Source organism: Tenacibaculum retecalamus (genome assembly GCF_027941755.1).
GTDB classification, from domain to species: Bacteria; Bacteroidota; Bacteroidia; order Flavobacteriales; family Flavobacteriaceae; genus Polaribacter; species Polaribacter haliotis_B.
On sequence record NZ_CP115916.1, the window covers coordinates 1,343,169 to 1,362,583 of the forward strand.

15 protein-coding genes are annotated in these 19,415 nt (G+C 30.5%); 6 read left to right on the top strand and 9 right to left on the bottom strand.

From position 1 onward, the window contains the following. The first annotated feature begins 49 nt into the window (after nt 1-49). Together PG912_RS06455 and PG912_RS06460 are read left to right on the top strand one after the other, a co-directional pair. Nucleotides 50-1,501, top strand: coding sequence for an FAD-dependent monooxygenase (locus PG912_RS06455; protein ID WP_275688930.1), 1,452 nt, complete (start codon nt 50-52; stop codon nt 1,499-1,501). Between the two features lie 126 nt (nt 1,502-1,627). Further along, nucleotides 1,628-1,852 (top strand): hypothetical protein, encoded by a 225-nt coding sequence (locus PG912_RS06460; protein WP_275688931.1) that lies wholly within the window; start codon nt 1,628-1,630, stop codon nt 1,850-1,852. A 42-nt stretch (nt 1,853-1,894) separates the two neighbouring features. On the opposite strand, the gene PG912_RS06465 is transcribed toward PG912_RS06460, so the two are convergent. Next, the gene (locus PG912_RS06465) at nt 1,895-2,677 is read right to left on the bottom strand and encodes an alpha/beta fold hydrolase (protein ID WP_260585865.1); all 783 of its coding nucleotides are present in this window, start codon (nt 2,675-2,677) and stop codon (nt 1,895-1,897) included. Between the two features lie 201 nt (nt 2,678-2,878). Between PG912_RS06465 and PG912_RS06470 the strand changes: the two genes are divergently transcribed. Further along, the gene (locus PG912_RS06470) at nt 2,879-4,192 is read left to right on the top strand and encodes a DEAD/DEAH box helicase (RefSeq protein ID WP_275688932.1); all 1,314 of its coding nucleotides are present in this window, start codon (nt 2,879-2,881) and stop codon (nt 4,190-4,192) included. 54 nt (nt 4,193-4,246) lie between these two features. On the opposite strand, the gene PG912_RS06475 is transcribed toward PG912_RS06470, so the two are convergent. Next, on the bottom strand, nt 4,247-5,194 hold the full coding sequence (locus tag PG912_RS06475; RefSeq protein ID WP_275689024.1) for a tRNA dihydrouridine synthase: 948 nt from the start codon (nt 5,192-5,194) through the stop codon (nt 4,247-4,249). Nucleotides 5,195-5,342: 148 nt separating this feature from the next. Between PG912_RS06475 and pbpC the strand changes: the two genes are divergently transcribed. Beyond that, complete coding sequence (gene pbpC, locus PG912_RS06480) at nt 5,343-7,628, top strand: penicillin-binding protein 1C (RefSeq protein ID WP_333780694.1); 2,286 nt, start codon at nt 5,343-5,345, stop codon at nt 7,626-7,628. 88 nt (nt 7,629-7,716) lie between these two features. Here the strand turns inward: pbpC and PG912_RS06485 are convergent, their stop codons facing one another. Beyond that, nucleotides 7,717-9,930, bottom strand: a complete 2,214-nt coding sequence (locus PG912_RS06485) for a SulP family inorganic anion transporter (protein WP_275688934.1) — start codon at nt 9,928-9,930, stop codon at nt 7,717-7,719. Between the two features lie 7 nt (nt 9,931-9,937). Further along, nucleotides 9,938-10,765: a universal stress protein gene (locus tag PG912_RS06490; protein ID WP_275688935.1), complete on the bottom strand. Its 828-nt coding sequence runs from the start codon at nt 10,763-10,765 to the stop codon at nt 9,938-9,940. 81 nt (nt 10,766-10,846) lie between these two features. On the opposite strand from PG912_RS06490, the gene PG912_RS06495 reads away from it, so the two are divergent. Further along, a complete protein-coding gene (locus tag PG912_RS06495) occupies nt 10,847-12,664 on the top strand; it encodes a cation:proton antiporter (RefSeq protein ID WP_275688936.1) in 1,818 nt (605 codons plus the stop codon). On the opposite strand, the gene dnaX is transcribed toward PG912_RS06495, so the two are convergent. After that, complete coding sequence (gene dnaX, locus PG912_RS06500; RefSeq protein ID WP_275688937.1) at nt 12,659-14,380, bottom strand: DNA polymerase III subunit gamma/tau; 1,722 nt, start codon at nt 14,378-14,380, stop codon at nt 12,659-12,661. The genes PG912_RS06495 and dnaX overlap by 6 nt on opposite strands. 136 nt (nt 14,381-14,516) lie before the next feature. On the opposite strand from dnaX, the gene msrA reads away from it, so the two are divergent. Next, on the top strand, nt 14,517-15,164 hold the full coding sequence (gene msrA / locus PG912_RS06505; RefSeq protein ID WP_275688938.1) for a peptide-methionine (S)-S-oxide reductase MsrA: 648 nt from the start codon (nt 14,517-14,519) through the stop codon (nt 15,162-15,164). 55 nt (nt 15,165-15,219) lie between these two features. On the opposite strand, the gene PG912_RS06510 is transcribed toward msrA, so the two are convergent. The 4 genes from PG912_RS06510 to PG912_RS06525 all read right to left on the bottom strand — a co-directional run bounded on the left by PG912_RS06510 (nt 15,220) and on the right by PG912_RS06525 (nt 19,413). Further along, entirely contained in the window at nt 15,220-15,780 is a 561-nt protein-coding gene (locus PG912_RS06510) for a type 1 periplasmic binding fold superfamily protein (protein ID WP_275688939.1), read from the bottom strand. A gap of 11 nt (nt 15,781-15,791) precedes the next feature. Beyond that, the gene (locus PG912_RS06515; protein WP_275688940.1) at nt 15,792-18,191 is read right to left on the bottom strand and encodes a TonB-dependent receptor; all 2,400 of its coding nucleotides are present in this window, start codon (nt 18,189-18,191) and stop codon (nt 15,792-15,794) included. Nucleotides 18,192-18,231: 40 nt separating this feature from the next. Next, complete coding sequence (locus PG912_RS06520; protein WP_275688941.1) at nt 18,232-18,552, bottom strand: hypothetical protein; 321 nt, start codon at nt 18,550-18,552, stop codon at nt 18,232-18,234. A gap of 87 nt (nt 18,553-18,639) precedes the next feature. After that, nucleotides 18,640-19,413 (bottom strand): TerC family protein, encoded by a 774-nt coding sequence (locus PG912_RS06525; RefSeq protein WP_260586160.1) that lies wholly within the window; start codon nt 19,411-19,413, stop codon nt 18,640-18,642. Nucleotides 19,414-19,415: the final 2 nt, after the last annotated feature.

Genomic DNA, 19,415 nt, shown 5'->3' on the forward strand with positions numbered 1-19,415 from the left:
GAATAGCTAAATTGAAAGTATAAGCGTGTAAATTTCACTAAAAAAATAATTGAAAACAGCTAAAAAAACAACATCAAGTTTTACGGTTTGTAAAGAATGCCAAGGATTCGGTAAGAAAAACAAGAGAATACGTAAAAATGTAAAACTTCGTTACCAAACAGCATCAGCTGCTTATGAAAAATCAGACAAGCAACGAGCCGCTCCTGTTCGTCCTAAAGCAGTACAATATTCTTGTTTAGAATGTAATGGCTCAGGATTATTAGAGGCTGATAAGCATCCAATAGCAGATACAGAAAATTATCCGCAAGTAGCTATAATTGGTGGTGGTATTGGTGGTGTTGCACTTGCTGTGGCGTGTTTGCATCGTGGAATTCCGTTCACACTTTATGAACGTGATGATAGTTTTAATTCAAGATCACAAGGTTACGGACTTACGCTACAACAAGCGAGTAATGCTATTAAAGGATTGGGGATTTTTAAATTGAAAGAAGGCGTTGTTTCAACAAAGCATGTAGTTCATAATTCCGAAGGAAAAGTTATCGGAGAATGGGGCATGAGAAAGTGGATGGATTCTGGTGCTAAAACTTCTCCTAAACGAACAAATGTACATATAGCACGACAATCTTTACGATTCGAGTTATTAGAGCAATTAGGAAATCATAAATCTGTAAAATGGGGACATCAATTAATTAAATTTAATGAATCTGAAGATGAATTTATTGAATTGAGTTTTAAAGTTGATGGGAAAATTAAAAAAGCAAAGGCAGATTTAGTAGTTGGAGCAGACGGAATTCGAAGTTCGGTGCGTAAACTTTTAATTGGCGAAGCCATTACACCTTTACGTTATCTTGATTGTATTGTAATATTAGGTATTTGTCCTTTAAAAGATATTAAAAATGTTGATAGTTCTTTATTAGATTCCGCTACTGTATTTCAAACAGCAAATGGAAATGAACGTATTTATATGATGCCTTTTGCATCAGATGCTATTATGTGGCAACTCAGCTTTCCGATGTCAGAAGAAGCTGCAAAACAATTAAGCGAAAAAGTGCCTAAAGCTCTTAAAGAAGAAGCTTGTCGAAGAACTCCGTGGCACAATCCTATTCCACAAATTTTAGAAGCTACTGATGAAAGTAATATTTCAGGATATCCGGTGTATGATAGAGAATTATTAAAACCAGAGTTATTATCCGAAGAAAAAAAAGTAACACTAATTGGTGATGCAGCACATCCTATGAGTCCGTTTAAAGGGCAAGGAGCGAATCAGGCTTTATTAGATGCCTTGGCATTAGCTAGAGGAATATCTAAAGGATGTAGGCTTTTATCAGAATGGAGAAAAATTGGAATCAGAGAAAGTGTATTAAAAGGTTTTGAATTAGAAATGTTACAGCGTAGTGCATCAAAAGTAAAAGGATCTGCAGAAGCTGTAAAATTTTTACATTCGGATGCTGTACTTCAAGAAGCAAATGAACCAAGAGGTCGTCCTTTAAATAGAAAATAACACGAGTGTTATTGTAGTTAAAAAAGGTTTTAATTTTTGAATTAAAAAGTAATCTTCACTAAATAAAAGAAGAAGAGCGATAAGAGGTAATTCTATTCAACTATATTGCATTCATAAACTATTAATATGAAATTAAACTTATTGTCTTGTGATGCTCAAAGGCCAGATAAAAGAGCAATAGCTAATTGTATTGCTGAGGTATCATTTAATATTGATGCATCTTTAGCAAATGAACTTACAAGTATTCTTTTAGAAGGAGACGCAGTTGATATTGAAATTGAAGATAAAAATTCAGGTTCTGCTTTAAGAATTTTACGAAAACTAAATATCGATTACGAAATAATAGCATAACGATATTGATGCTATTTATTTAACATCAAAATTAAATTTCTTTTAAGAGATAGAGTTTATATATGTGATTGTTTTTTTATTGAATACAGTTGCTCGTTCTACATTAACTACATGCCCACACTTTTTTAAGACCACTAAAGAAGCATTTACATGTTTTTCAACCACATTTTTAATAGAAGGTAAAAACAAATGATCTTCATCACCCATAATATATAGGGTAGGTATTTTTAGATCTTTCATTCTAAATAATCGCAATAGCGGATTAATTTCTGATGTTAATTTAAACCAACGTAAAAACTCTTTTTGATATAGCTTCTTTGCTTCGTTAACGAATAATAAGCGAGAGTTTTTATGATTTTTTTTAGGCATTATTATAAAAGCAAAAAGCTTGTATAATAACATATAAGGTACAATTGATTTAAATAAATTACCTACAAAAATTAAAAAACGAGAGCGTAAATTAAATTTAATAATTGCGCCTCCCATAATCATACTACTCACTAAACTAGGTTTCTTTTCTGCTAAGTTTCGTATTAAAATTGTACCTAAAGAAATACCAACAAAATGCGATTTTTTTATTTTTAGATAATCAATAACTTCTAAAATATCTTCTGTAATAGCATCAAAAGTATATTTTTTATTAAAAGTAGATTTTATAACAGATTTACTATCTCCATGGCCACGTAAATCTAAAATTAAAACATTAAAATGTTTTTTAAAATCACGAAGTTGTTTGTACCAAATAGCACTACTTCCGCCAGCACCATGTACAAATGTTACCCATTGGTTAGAAACAGCATGCTCATAAGAATAGTAGTTTAACAAGTCTTGAAAATTTTTAAATCCGAGCAAAAATAATTTAATTTATCAACTTTCGTTGTTAAATTTTTTAAGTAATTTATTAAAATGAATAAAAAGATGTATAATTTTAAAATAGTAACAACTAATAAGTAGGGTTTTAGGGGTAAATAAATAAACACTACTTATCTTTGCAGTTGATAAAAACTTCATAGATATTTAAATATTATGGCAATGACAATGAAAACACAAGAAGATATTTTAGCAAAATTGAATATCTATGAGTTAAATGAAATGCAGCAAAAAGCTATTTCGGTAATTGATACAAATGCAAATACCGTTATACTTTCACCAACAGGAACAGGAAAAACCTTAGGTTTTTTATTGCCTGCGTTAAAATTAATAGATTTTGAAAATAAAGAAATTCAAACTTTAATTTTAGTACCTTCAAGAGAATTAGCGATTCAGATAGAACAGGTAATTCGAGAAATGGGAACCGGCTTAAAAGTAAATGCAGTGTATGGTGGTCGTTCGATGGCGAAAGATAAAACCGAATTAAAGCATACGCCAAGTATTTTAATTGGTACTCCAGGAAGAATTTTAGATCATTTTGCAAATGAACGTTTTTCTAAAGACAGCATAAAAACGTTAATTTTAGATGAGTTTGATAAATCGTTAGAAGTAGGTTTTGAATATGAAATGAGAGGTATTATCAATCAATTACCAAACCTAAAAAAGCGTATTTTAACATCAGCAACGCAAGAAACTGAAATTCCTGCATTTGTAGGTTTAAATAAACCTACAGTATTAAATTACTTAACAGGAAAAAAATCTAGACAATTAACCTTAAAAACAGTTGTTTCTCCTATAAAAAACAAAAACCAAACATTGGTTAATTTGTTACAACATATAGGAAATCATCAAGGAATTATTTTTTGTAATTTAAAGGAAAGTATCAATCACGTAAGTGAGTTCTTAACCAAAAATAAAATAGCGCATAGTTGTTTTTCTGGAGGGATGGAACAAAGAGATCGTGAACGTTCATTGATTAAATTCAGAAATGGTACTAGTCAGGTTTTAATTGCTACAGATTTAGCAGCAAGAGGAATTGATATTCCTGAAATGAAATATATTATTCATTACGAATTACCAGAAAGAATAGAGGAATTTACGCATAGAAATGGTAGAACGGCAAGAGTAAATGCAAAAGGAACGGCATATATTTTAAAATGGCAAAAAGAAAGTTTACCAGAATTTCTTGCGAATATTCCGAATACAGACATCTCTCAGAAAGAAAAATTAAAAACGCATTATTGGGAAACTTTATTTATATCTGGAGGAAGAAAAGATAAAATATCAAAAGGAGATATTGCAGGTTTATTCTTTAAAAAAGGAAACTTAACAAAAGAGCAATTAGGAGTTATAGAATTAAAACAAGATTGTGCTTTTATAGCAGTACCTGTAAGCGAAGCAAAAAAGTTGATAGAAGAACTAAATAATACTCGTTTAAAGAATAAAAAAGTGCGTATTACGTTGGCTTAGGTCTAAATAGATAAAATAAAAAAGGGAATTTACAAATTGTAAATACCCTTTTTTTTATTTTTCGCTACTCAATATTTCTTTCACAGCAGCTTCGTATTTCTTAGGATTCCCTGCTTTTTTAATCTTTTTATATGTTTTACGAGGATCAGAAAAAGATTTAGAAAAGTATTCCCAAAATCCTAGCATCTTCATTTTAATGGGAGTTGGTCCTGATAAAGCGAAATCATATTGATGATAAATTTCATCATGAAACTCCCCAAAACGTTGCCATCTATCTTTCGGGTATTCAGTTGTATTATCTTTAATCATTTGTGGTAAAAACGGATCCCCAATTAAACCACGACCAATCATAAAATGTGTAATACTCGGAAAACGTTCTTGCATCGCTTTAAAACCAGCCACAGAAGTAATATCTCCGTTATAATATAATTGATGTTTAGATACATCGATGCATTTTTGAAACGCCTCTAAATCAACGCCACCTTTGTATAGTTGTTTTCCTATTCGAGCATGGATAGCAATATTTTTAAGCGGATATTTCTCTAAAATAGGGAAAGAGTGTAATATTTCTTCGCTGTTTTCATAACCCATTCGCATTTTCATAGAAACCAAAATGTCGGTTTCGTTATGTGCTTTATGTAAAACTTCATCAATTCTTGCAGGATTACAAATCAATCCAGATCCCATTCCCGATTTTGTAACCATTGGGTACGGGCAACCTAAGTTCCAATTCAACTCCTTATAACCTAAACTTTGCACGTACTTTGCTACAAACAAAAATTCATCAGGATCGTTTGTAATTACTTGCGGAATTACGGTTAAAGTATCGTTGTTTTCAGGTAATAAATCACGTTCATAACTCGATTTAATCTTCATTTTTCCGTTTAAACGAATATATGGCGCGTAATAAGTATCAATACCACCAAAGTATTTATGCTGCGCATTTCTAAAGCGAAAATCGGTAAATCCTTGTAAAGGTGATGAAAGTAAGGTAAAACTCATAGTATGTAATAAGTTGCAAATATAACTCACTTATCTTTCATATTTTAAAGTTAAACTTTATACTTTTGAAATAGATAAATTGTAAATGAAAAGAGTTTTTAACTTCTTAAAAAAGCATAATATAAAAGCAATCATTATATTTTTTTTAATGATTGCATACTATTATTGTTTGCCTAAAAAATTGTTTGTAACACCAACAGCTACTGTGGTTACTGCAAAAAATAATGAATTGTTAGGTGCTGTAATTGCTAAGGATGGTCAATGGCGTTTTCCTGAATTAGATTCCGTTCCAATAAAATTCGAACAATGTATTTTACAGTTTGAGGATGCACATTTTTATAAACACTTCGGATTTAATCCAATATCCATAGGAAAAGCGTTTGTAGAAAATATAAAAGCTAAAAAGGTGATTCGTGGCGGAAGTACACTTACGCAACAAGTAATTCGATTATCAAGAAAAAATAAAGGACGCTCTTATCAAGAAAAAATAATAGAATTGATTTTGGCAACGCGATTAGAATTTCGATTATCAAAAAAATCAATTTTAAACTTATATGCTTCTCATGCTCCTTTTGGTGGTAATGTAGTAGGGTTAGAAATGGCATCATGGCGGTATTTCGGTTTGCAACCACACCAATTATCATGGGCAGAAACAGCTACTTTAGCAGTTTTACCAAACGCTCCGTCGTTGATTTATCCGGGCAAAAATCAACAAAAACTGAAAGAAAAGCGAAACCGATTACTTAAAAAATTATATAAAGAAACCATAATTGATACAGTTACTTATCAATTATCACTATTAGAAGAACTCCCACAAAAACCGTATCCTTTACCAACTTTAGCAACACATTTTATACAAGAAGTAGCAAATAAACATCCAGGAAAACACCTACAAAGTTCTATTGATATTCATTTACAAACACAAGTAAACAATTTAGTGAAACAGCATTACCTACGTCAAAAACAAAACGAAGTTTTTAACATGGCGGTTTTAGTTTTAGATGTTAAAACAAGAAAGGTACTAAGCTATGTAGGAAATTCGCCAACAGATAAAGCACATCAAAAAGATGTAAATAATGTGGTATCTGCAAGAAGTACAGGAAGTACTTTAAAACCATTTTTATATGCACAAATGTTACAATCGGGTGCAATTTTACCAACGCAATTAGTGGCAGATGTACCTACAGAAATAGCGGGATATACACCTAAAAATTTCGATTTAACTTTTGACGGAGCTGTACCAGCTAACCAAGCTTTAACACGGTCGTTAAATATTCCTGCGGTTCGAATGTTACAATCATACGGCTTAGAGAAATTTAGGGCAGATTTAAAAGAATATTCGATTCGTGATATTAATAAATCGGCCGATTATTACGGATTGTCATTAATTTTAGGTGGGGCAGAAGCTAGCTTGTGGGATTTATGTAAAACTTTTGCGAATTATGCCGGAGTTATAAATCATTATGAAGAAACAAAACACAATTACTATTCAAACGAATTCACGGAACCTAGTTATATAAAATCTGATAAAATATCTTTTGGTACTGTTCAGGAAAATGAAACTCATATAGATGCCGGCGTAGCTTTTACAACCTTAAATACGCTAACTGAAGTTAACAGGCCATTTACCGATCAGGCTTGGAAATATTTTGATTCTTCGCAAAAAATAGGCTGGAAAACAGGCACCAGTTTTGGTAATAAAGATGCTTGGGCAATTGGTGTTACTCCGAAATACATAGTTGGAGTTTGGGTTGGTAATTCAGACGGAGAAGGAAGACCAGATTTAACAGGTGTTGGTAGTGCTGCTCCGTTGCTATTTAACGTGTTTGATGTGTTACCAAAATCAGATTGGTTTTTAGAGCCTTATGAGGCTTTGGTAGAAGAAAGTATTTGTGAAAAAAGTGGCTATTTGGCATTGCCTATTTGTAAATCGGTTAAAAAAAGAATGCCTAAAAACGGAGTGAGAGCAAAGCCATGCCCGTATCACAAACAAATTACTGTTGACGCTTCAGAAAAGTTTCAGGTGAACTCAAATTGTGAGTCGATTACTAATATGAAAACGAAAACATGGTTTGTTTTACCTCCTTTAATGGCACATTATTATCAACAAAAAAATGCAGATTATAGTGTGTTGCCAAACTATCGAAATGATTGTAATAAGGAACAAAATAACACCATGGATTTTGTGTTTCCAACAAAATATCGATCTAAAATATCGTTAACAAAAGGGCTTAATAACAAAGTGAGTCCGGTAATCTTAAAAGTTACACATGCCAATACAGATGCTCTTTTGTATTGGTATTTAAATGATGTTTTTATAGGTAAAACTTCTCAATATCATGAACAAGCGATAACTCCGAAAATAGGAAACCACAAAATTATCGTGATTGATAATTTAGGAAACGTGAAAACCCGATTTTTAGAAATATTATAGATTAATTATCAGAAGCTATTTCCCGCTTTCCACACTCGCTCTCTGCGAGGAGCTCAAACAAATGCTACAATCGGGGCTAGGAGTTTTATTAGCTTTTAGAAAATTCAAGGTTTTTATCACAAACTGTTTTTTTCAATCGAACTCCAAAATCAGCCAGTGTCTTAATTTCTTTAATTCCAGCCAATCGTTCTCTACCAATAATTAATAAACCTTTTTTATTTCCTTCAATATGATAATATTTATTGCTTTCAAAAAATAGTACAAGTTCATCTGTAAAAAACTTCTTTATTTCAGCAGCGTTCTTTCCAGATAGATAAAAACGTTTAGAAAAATCTGGGTGATTCGCTATATTAATATCTTTAAAACCTGCAAAATGATATATATATTCAAAAATACCTTCTTTATCTAACGTAAATTCAGGTGTGTATTTTTCAATGTCAATATACATCATGGTTACTTTAATAATTTGCTTAGCAATTAACTCACCTTCTGAAAATTCAACATCAAATAAAGAACAATTTTCATTTGATAATATGTTTGATACTTTACTTATTTTTCGTGTTTTAAAATATCCAAAATGCGGAATTTTAGTAACCTCTTCTTTAGGTGTAGCTTCATAGCTCCAACCTAACTCATTACATATATTTTGTAAAGACTTTTGTCTTTTTGTTAACGTATTAGAATTTTCTTCTACCTGAATAGGCGTGTTTTTACGTAATGCAAACGGGTGTTCACTACCTGTTTTATATCCATCCAAGCCAATAACTTCAAAATAACCTCCTTTACGTTTAAAGCTTTCGGCATAATTATTAAGATTTTCCATAACTGAGTGATCTATAAAATCACATAAAGAAAAATCGATAATAGCTTCTTCATTTTCGGGTATTTGATCTAGTTTAGATTTTAGTTTGGTGAAGTTTAAAAAACTAGAAAAATTTTCAACAGAAACATAGTATTTGTCATCTTCCTTAAACATTAAAACGTTAGGTTTTAATACGTTTTTAATGAAAAACATTAAGTTTTTATTAATAATAACATGAATAACAAAAGTTATAAATATACCCGCTAAAATACCTGTAATTAAACTAGTAGTAATGGTGGTTAATAGTGTAACAAAAAATATAATTAGTTGTTCTTTACCTATTTTAAAAACTTTTTTAATGTTTTCGGGCGAAGCCAACTTGTAACCTGTATATACTAAAATAGCGGCTAATGCAGGCAAAGGAATTTTACGTAATTCTGTTGCAAAAAGTAAAATGAAAATAACCAAAAAAGCTGCATGAAAAAAGTTAGCAGAACGATTGCTTCCTTTATTATTTACATTTACCGAGCTACGAGCTATTACTGTAACAACATTTAATCCCCCTAAAAAACCACTAATTACAGTTGCTAAACCTAAGGCACGAATGTCTTTATTTACGTTAGAACGTCGTTTTAAAGTATCTAGTTTATCAACAGCTTTAATACTTAATAAACTCTCTATACTTGCAATTAAAGTTATTGCAATCACTGCATTTATAAATTCGAAACTATATGCTTTGCTAAAGTCAGGAAAAGCAAAATTAGATAAAACATCTTCAGGTAAATTAATTAATAGACTTTTATCTATTGGATATGCAGATGATGATACTAAATCATAGTAATAATACATGCCGACACTTAAAACAACAATCCACATTGGAGCCGGAATTAACTGAAAATATTTATTACGTATCTTACTATAAAAAATCATAATTAGTAAACTAATAATACCTACAGATCCTGCGTAAAAAACACTTGTACTATCTGTTTGAATTAAGTTTATGATTCCCTTAGGCATTTGTATCAGTAAGTCAACAATACTTCCTTTGGCATCTAAATTACCAAGCATTACATGTATTTGTTTGGCAAAAATACCAATACCAATAGCAGCTAACATCCCTTGAATTGCTGAAGAGGGGAAGAAGTCACCCAGTGATCCCATTCTAAGAAATCCAAGAATTACCATGATTACTCCCGAAATAACAATAGCAGCCAAGGTATATAAATATCCTTGTTGCATGTCACCAGCACCTAATGTTGTTATAGCAGCTAATACAACAACTACTAAACCATTACCAGGTCCAGTAATAGTTACATTTGCACCTCCTAAAACTGCTACAACAACTCCACCTACAATTGCAGCAATAGCACCAGAAATTGGTGGTGCACCAGAGGCTAGCGCTAATCCAAAACCTAATGGCAAGGCAATTAATGATACTACAAAACCTGCAAATATATTTTGCGGTATTTCACTTAAAAATGTTTTAAAACCTTTTCCCATTTACTTTTTACTTAACAATTAAAACATCGGTTGGTAATTCTGATAAAATATATTCTAAATCATGCGGAAAAATCCTGTCTAGAATCCCCGTTTTTTTAGGTGCGCTTATTACTAATACATCAGCTCTTTTTACTTTTGCATAATGACCAATAGAATATCCTCTTCGCCCAAAAATACTTTGCGTTTTTACAGTAATATCACTGGTGTCAATACATTGTAGCATTTTATTCACACGTTCATCTTCGCGCATTTGCATCTGCTCTTTTAAATTTGTTGATTTACGTAACGAAACATCATCATTTACTTTTACATTTAATTCAGCCTGACTAATTTCTTCAACAATTGTTACTCTTTTACATCCTAAATTTTTAGATAAATTAAAAGCAGCTTTAATTGTTTCTTCTGTTTTATAGTCCTGTAATCCACTAACAACAATATGTTTACAAGAAATTCTTTCGATTGATGGTTTTATTAGTAAGAATACCGAGCAGGGTGCTTTACGAGTTAACTCTCTAGCAATAGAACCTACATAATATTTGTACAGTTTTTCTTTTTGAAGCGCCCCTAAGATTAATAAATCAACACTTTCTTGTTTTGTTGTTTTTAAAATAACATCAACAGGTTTGCCTTCTTGCCAAATTACTTTTAGTGGAAAATTTAATTCTGGAGCTTCACTTAATAATTGTTGTAGCTGATTTTCTTTTTCGTCAGATTTCTTACCAACATGAACTCCAATTAATTGAGCATTAAACATGTTTGATAAACGAATCGTTTCAAATAAATTTGCTTTTAAATTAGGCGAAAAAGCAATACCAATAAGTATATTTTTTATCAAAGTATAAAATTTAAACGTTCGAAGATATAATTTTCTTGTTGTTTAAAAAAAAATTACTTTTACATAAAAACAGAATATTAGATGATAGAATTAGCAGGAATTGTAATACTAGGGATTTTAGCACAATGGGTTGCTTGGAAATTTAAAATTCCAGCTATATTACCTTTAATATTAATAGGGTTATTTGTAGGACCAATTGCTGCCGAATTTTTTAATGAAGATGGCAGTAAATGGATTGAACCTATTTGGAACGGAACAAAAGGATTGTTTCCGGGAGAGGGATTGTATTATTTTGTTTCGTTGGCGATAAGTATCATTCTTTTTGAAGGTGGTTTAACGCTACGTAGAGAAGAAATAAAAAATATTGGGCCAGTAATTACTAAACTGATAACTTTAGGATCTAGTATCACTTTTTTCGGAGCTGGTATCATAGCGCATTACCTTTTTAATTTAAGTTGGGAGCTGTCTTTTTTGTTTTCAGGATTAATAATTGTAACAGGATCTACGGTAATTACACCTATTTTAAGAAACATTCCGCTAAAAAAAGATGTATCTGCAGTTTTAAAATGGGAAGGTATTTTAATAGATCCTATTGGGGCTTTAGTTGCTGTACTGGTTTTTGAGTTTATAAGTGTAGGTGGAGGAGCAGGTTTTACACAAACGGCTTTGTTAGAATTTTTAAAAATTCTACTATTTGGTTCTACCTTCGGATTTACCTTTGCACACGCCTTAATATTTATCATCAACCAAAAATGGGTACCACATTATTTGCTAAATGTAGTTTCTTTATCAACAGTTCTTTTGGTTTTTGTAACTTCAGAGATATTTGCACATGAATCAGGTTTATTAGCTGTTGTTGTAATGGGAATGGTTTTAGGTAATAGTAAATTGAAAAATTTAAAAGAGATACTTTATTTTAAAGAATCATTAAGTGTATTGTTAATTTCAATATTATTTATCCTTTTGGCAGCAAATATGGATATTCAGCAATTAATGTTGTTGTATAGATGGGAAACATTACTTCTTTTTGTGTTAATAGTATTTATTATTAGACCTTTAGCTGTTTTTGTAAGTGCTTATAAATCAAATTTAAAATTCAATGAAAAATTATTTATAAGTTGGGTAGGACCAAGAGGTATTGTTGCAGCTGGTATTGCTTCGTTATTTGGAAGTAAATTACTGAAACAAGGTGTAGTAGGAGCAGAGTATATAACACCACTGGTTTTTATGATTGTTTTAGGAACAGTTTTATTAAATGCAACTACAGCGAGACTATTTGCTAAAATGATAGGTGTGTTCTTAAAAAAATCGAATGCAATTATGATTGTTGGTGCTTCTGATGTGGCACGACTTATAGGTGTATATTTAAATAATAACAACAGAAGAGTTGTTATTATTGACTCGAATAAAGATAATATTGGAAAAGCTAAGAATGAAGGTTTAGAATCTTTTCAAGTAAATATTTATGATGATAATTTAACAGATAATATTGAGTTTAACGATGTAGGTTATTTACTTTCAATAACAGGTAGTGACTCAATAAATAAATATGCAATTTCTAATTTTTCAGGTGTTTTTGGAGAGCAAGGGGCTTATCGTTTAGCAAGCTCTCAAGAAATTATTACACAAGAATATGAAAATAAAGATGAGCTGTTTACTATTAAAGATGATTTTTTAAATTTAATGGATACTGTAAGGGAATACCCTCAAATTCACGAAACACCTGTAAATTCGATCGAAGAATATAAAAAGAAAATAAATGAAATTTATGCAGAATTAAAGTCAATTCCGATTTTAATGAAAAATAAGAATAACGAAATTTTATTAATATCAGAGTTTGAAAAGAAAGTTACTACAATAGAAAACTGGCAACTAGTTTATCTTGGAAAAGAATTATAAATCTAATCCAAAGGTACTTTTTAATTTTTCTAGTATTGGATTTTTCTCTTTTAACTTCTCATATTTTTCTTGAGGAGTATAGGCAAATTTTTTCTCAACAGTTTCATTAACAATTACTTCTATTTGAATCCCGTAATTGTTTAATTTTTCACGTAAAAACCTTGTTAATTTAGATTTTCCACGTTCTAATTGCGATTTCATTAAATCGTTAGGTAATGAAAATATAATGGTAAAAGGTTTTCCTAATTGCGGCTCTCCAGAAGCTAGTATTGCTGCGATACTGCGCTCACCAAGTTCTTGTAGTTTAAAATAATATTTTTTCCAAGCATCTTTTAATTCTTCATGAGTAAAAGGTGTTCTTGGGTGGTTTTCATAACTTTCATCATCATCTGAAATCGCTTTAATATCTTTTTTCTGATGAATGCTTTTTAAAGACAAAGCCGAAGCACGACGTTTTATATTTTTTAAAAGAGGTTTTGTTGATTCAGTTACAACCTTGGCCAAAGGAGCCTTTATATGAAGTTTTTCTTCAGTTTTAACTTCAACTTTTCCGGAAGTTTTTATAGCTGTTTTTACTTGAGTTTTCTTAATTGATGGAGATAAAGAAGTAAAAAAAGTAGCCGGAATTATGTAGTTGTTAGATTTTTTTTTTGCTCCATCAAAATTGATAGAGGCTATTTGCATTAAGGTAAGTTCTACCAGTAATCGCTGGTTTTTACTACCTCGATATTTTAAATCGCAATCATTAGCTTTATCAATGGCAGGCATTAAAAACTGCATATCAGCTTTTTTAGATTGCTCTAAATATTTCTTTTTAGTAGTATCACCAACTTCTAATAAAGAAATAGTAGCAGTATCTTTTGCAACCAATAAATCTCTAAAATGTGATGCTAATCCGTTTATAAAATGATGTCCTTCAAAACCTTTTCCTAAAACCTCATTAAAAGCCATTAAGACTTGCGGAATTTTATTCTCAATTAATAAATCAGTGATGTTAAAATACACATCATAATCTAATACATTTAAGTTTTGGGTAACAGCTTCGCGCGTTAAATTACTACCTGAAAAACTAACAACTCTATCAAAAATAGATAAAGCATCACGCATAGCACCATCAGCTTTTTGAGCAATTACATGCAAAGCATCATCGTCTGCAGTAATATTTTCTTTTGCACAAATTGTTTTTAAATACTCTTTAGCATCTAAAACACCAATACGTTTAAAATCGAAAATCTGGCAACGAGATAATATCGTTGGTATAATTTTATGCTTCTCGGTGGTTGCTAAAATAAAAATAGCATGAGCAGGCGGTTCTTCTAATGTCTTTAAAAAAGCATTAAAGGCTGCTTGAGAAAGCATGTGAACTTCATCAATAATATAAACCTTGTATTTTCCTGTTTGAGGCGGAATACGTACTTGATCGGTTAAACTACGAATATCATCAACTGAGTTATTAGAAGCGGCATCTAATTCAAAAATATTAAATGCAAAATCTTCATCAGCATTAGTATCTGCATCCTCTTGATTTATACGTTTTGCTAAAATACGAGCGCATGAAGTTTTACCAACTCCACGAGGCACTGTAAAAAGTAAAGCTTGTGCTAAATGGTTGTTTTTTATAGCGTTCTCTAACGTATTTGTTATGGCTTGTTGCCCAACGACATCCTCAAAAACCTGAGGACGATATTTACGTGCCGATACTATAAAATGTTCCATTAATTTGTACTGTTTATGTAAACAAAAATAGAAAACCCCATGGCAATTCACAAACAATTTGTTGAAGGAAAGTTTAAAGTTGTAAACAATTGTATAATCTTATCTTTGCTTACGACTAATGCTTAAAATATTTAATATGAAACAATTTAAACTCGGTACACTTTTAGCTGTTTTCTCTTTTAGTTTATTGTTGATGAATTTTTCGACATCAAAAGAAGTATCTATAACTAAGGTTGATAAATTAATTTTACAAGAAACAAAAGTAGCCTATTTTGCGAGTGGCTGTTTTTGGTGTGTTGAAGCTGTTTTTGAAAGTGTAATAGGAGTAGAGGAGGCTGTTTCTGGTTATGCTGGCGGATTTACTAAAAACCCAACGTACGAAAGTAGTAATACAGGTAGCACAGGTCATGCAGAAGCCGTTGCGGTGTACTATAATCCTAAAGAAATAAGTTTTAAAACCTTGGTTGCTGTGTATTACGGTTCTCATGATCCGACAACAAAAAATGGACAGCATCCTGATTATGGTTCTCAATACCGTTCTATAGCCTTTTATAATAATCTGCAAGAAAAAACGATTATTGAAAACAAAATTAAACAACTAAACACCCAAGTTTATAAAGGACAAGTAGCTACCGAAGTTAAAAAGATTAATAAGTTTTACAAGGCAGAAGAATATCATCAAGATTATGAAAAGTTACATCCAGAGAATCCGTATATACAAAATGTTTCGATTCCGAGGTTAAACAGATTTAAAAAGAAATTCCCTCAATTACTTAAAAAGTAATTGAAGGAATTAAAAAATATTTTTAACCTTAATTGTTTATAAAAAGCAAATGATTTTATCTACCTGATATTGTAATAGGAAACACAACTTCTATATCAGTTTCTCCACCAGCATTTGTAATATCACCTTGTTTTACATTTACTCCTGATTTATTTGGTTCATGTTTTAAAGTAATAGTATAGCTTCCAGTACCACTAGCAGCTGTTTCTACAGTAAAATTAATTCCAATTGGATTATCATTTACATCATTATCTGAATAAGTAAATGTACTAGCTATGGTTGTAGCTTTATAAAAAAATTGGTGCTCTTCAGCTTCTGCAGCAACTTCATTAGTAATATTATCAACAGGATTTTCTGTTTCGTTTAACAAAGTAATTACAGCACTATAAGTAGTATTAGGAGTTAAAGTTCCTCCTGTAATTACAGGTGCATCAGATCCATCGCCATCTAAATCTTTACTTTCTAAAGTAATAGCAGATCCGGTAGTAGGTGTTAAAACAACTTTCATTGTAGTAATTACTTCTTCTTCATGGATGTGATCTGGATCGTCATCTGAACAAGAAGTTATTATAATTGAACTGATGAATAATAATGCTATAAGTTTAAAATTTTTCATTTTTTAGTTTTTTAGTAATTAATTTTAATTTGAATTTGAAAATTTCTTCCTAAATCATCTGCATATAAACGCAATCTGTTTAAGTAATTTCTGTATGATTGATTTAAAACATTGTCTATAGAAAAGTTAAGATTTACTTTTGTTTGAGATATGTTAAATTCAAATCCAGAAGAGAAATTTAATAAATGATATGCCTTTGGCGGAGTACTAATATCTACAAGTTCATGTGTGTTTGTATCTGGAATAAAAGCCATGAAATTGTTATTAGGATACTCGTTTTGTTTTGCGTTAAACTCACTTTCTAAAGATGCGTAGAAATTTTTCCAGTTCTCTTTTTTAAAGAATAATGTTGTAGTGGTTTTAAAAGCAGGTATATCTATTAAAGCTTTCTTGTTTGTTAAATCACGTCCTTTTATAAACGACGTCTTATTGTTAATATTAAAATTGGTATTTACATGGTACTTTATACTAGTATCTAAACCTAATAAATGTGCATTTGTTTGTTTGTATGACCAAACAGGAAATGCCCCACGTAAAGTGGTTTCTATCCCAGTAGGTTCAATGTAAATAAAATCGGTTACATAATTATAAAACCCTTCTAAAGCAACGTTAAATTTTTGATTATTATATTTATAGGTTGCTGAAAATCTGTTAGATGTTTCTGGTTGCATGCGTAAATCACCTAATTCTATTCTGGCAGCAGAGTGGTGCAAACCATCACTAAATAATTCAGATGCATTTGGTGCTCTGTTTGATAAACCATAATTTACTAAAAAAGTATTTTCATCATTAATTGAATAAGCTCCGCCTATTGAAGCAGAAATATTATGATAAGTAAATATTGGGTTTACTAAATAAGCTGAAGATAATTCGTTAATAATTAAATGTCCAAATTCTTGCTGATAGTTTAAGGAATTCCATCTTGTTTTTCCGTAATACTTTTTTGCGTTAATCTGTTCAAAATCATATCGAACACCAGCGTTTAAAACAATCTTATCAAACCTAAAATCGGTTATAGCATAGGCGTTTAAATTATACTTGTTATAATCTGGTATAATTCTTTTAACTCCTGAATTTGGGTTCGAGAAATTATTTTGAAACGCTCCGCTAACACCAAATTTATAAGTGTTTTCTTTATTAGCATCTAAATTTAAGTCACTTTTAAAAGAATGTGTTTTTAATAACAAATTTGTGGCAGCTATAAATTTCTTATCTCCTTTTCTAACATCAAACTCTAATCTTTCGTTTTGCTGATAGTCATATTGAAAAGATAATTTCCCCACTCCTTTTAAACGCTTATAAACTTTAGCTTTTAATAATTGATGTGTTACCTCTTGTTTAGGATTGTTAATAGTATAACTAAAATCATCTGTAACAAACGGAACATCACTATTTAAAGCACTAACTAAATCAGAAACATTACCTATGTGCGATGCACGAAGTATTCCTATTTTATTAGATGTATTGCTGTAAAATATTTCAAAACCTTTATTAAACTTCTTATAACCAGTATGTAAAGTAAAAGCTTTAGAATTTAATCCGGTATTGGTAAGGTTGTAACTAGGTGTTTCAAAATCTCCAGCTCTTTTAAAAGAGGCTTGTCCGTTAATAAACCAACCTTTTTTATAGCTTTTATGTAGGCTAGATGAGATAGAAAATAATTTACCATTGCTTTGTTGTGAGGCAATTGTTTTACCAAACAAGGTGTCTTTTAAAATTATTTTCGATGGATTAACAATAATTACTCCACCAATAGCATCACCACCGTATTGTAAAGCATTTGCTCCTTTTATAACAGAAATGCTTCCAGCAGCATTAATATCAATATTAGGCGCGTGTTCAATACCCCATTCTTGATCTTGTAAACGAACACCATTAAAGGTAGTTAACACTCTACTACTATGCAAACCATTAATTATTGGTTTAACAATAGTACTACCTGTATTTATTGAAGATACTCCTGAAATATTTTTAATAACATCACCTAACGATGCTGCACTAAATTTTTCTAAAGTATTGGTTTTTAATAATGTTTCTTGAGACGTTTTGGTTTTTAAACCTGTTGTTCCTTTAACATTAACTTCGTTTAACTCTTCTATATGATGTTCTAAATCTATAACTTTATAAATGTTTTTTGAAACATCTAATTCTAAGATTTTTTTATCACAAGATACATGAGAAATTTCGACAATAATTTTACCTGCACATACATTGTTTATAGTAAATTTTCCATCAAAATTAGTAGTGGTATACTTATTTTGGTTTTTAATAAAAACAGTAGCATTTACAATGACAGATTTGTCATGAAAATCTTCTACTAAACCAGAAAAAGTATAACTACAATTTTGAGCTTTTACTAAGGAAACAGCTGTAGTAAGTAAAAGTATAAATAAAATACTTTTAAGTTTCATCTAAAGTTTTAATTGTAATTTATAATTGTAATAATTTTAATTAAATTATTACAACAGGAGATCCTCTAGGTGATTTATTGGAAGAATAGTTAGCGTTTAATTGTTGAGATTTACGAATAGAATTTTTAGTATAAACCACTTCATTAAATAATGAATTTGGATTGCTAAAGTCGTAATGAAAAACAGTTAATTGTAAATGTAAATCGGCACAATCATTTTCTAACTCGTGTAAATGTTTTTCAGATTTTGAGATACAAACTACATGCTCATGCTCTTCAAAAGCATGTGCTACTTGTATTGCCGTTGGTAATAATAAGGCAAACAAGAAAAATGAAGTTATAAATCTCTTAAGTGAAAACATTTAGGACAAATGTATAAAAAAAACACACATATAAAGTTGCAATAGCAACTTTATATGTGTGTTTTAAATATTAAAATTTTCTTAATATTATTTTTTACTACTTCTCATTTTCATATTTAACATTTCTACTACTAAAGAAAAAGTGATAGCAAAGTATAAATATCCTTTAGGTACAGTACCAACTTCTTCTCCAAAAAGTTTTGCATGCGATAAATGAGCACCTTCGGCAATTAACATAAACCCGATTAATATTAAGAATGATAATCCTAACATTTGTATTGTTGGATGTTTGTTTACGAATTTACCCACAGGGTTTGCAAATAACATCATAATAATCATCGATAAAATTACCGAAGCAATCATAATAATCATTGCACCTTCAACACCGTTAGTCATACCAACAGCAGTTAAAATAGAATCAAATGAAAAAACAATATTTATTAACGTTATTTGAATAATAGCTTGACTTAAAGTATATCCTTTTTGCGGTTTACCATCCGTTTCGTCTTCGGCTAATCCTTCTACTTTATGGTGTATTTCTTTGGTACTTTTATAAAGTAGAAAAAGTCCACCAGCAAATAAAATTAAGGCTTGCCCAGTAAACCCTGCTTTAAACCAAGAAAAATCAACATGAAAAAGCGGTGCATTCATTGCAATAAGTAACGAAATACCAAAAAGTAAGGCAATACGTAAAAACATGGCTAATACTAAACCAATGTTAGTTGCTTTTTTTTGAAGTTTTTCAGGAAGTTTGTTTGCTGCAATTGATATAAATATGATATTATCAATACCTAAAACAATTTCTAAAAAAGTTAAGGTTATTAACGCACCCCAAGTGTCTGCTTGTAAGAAAATTTCCATCA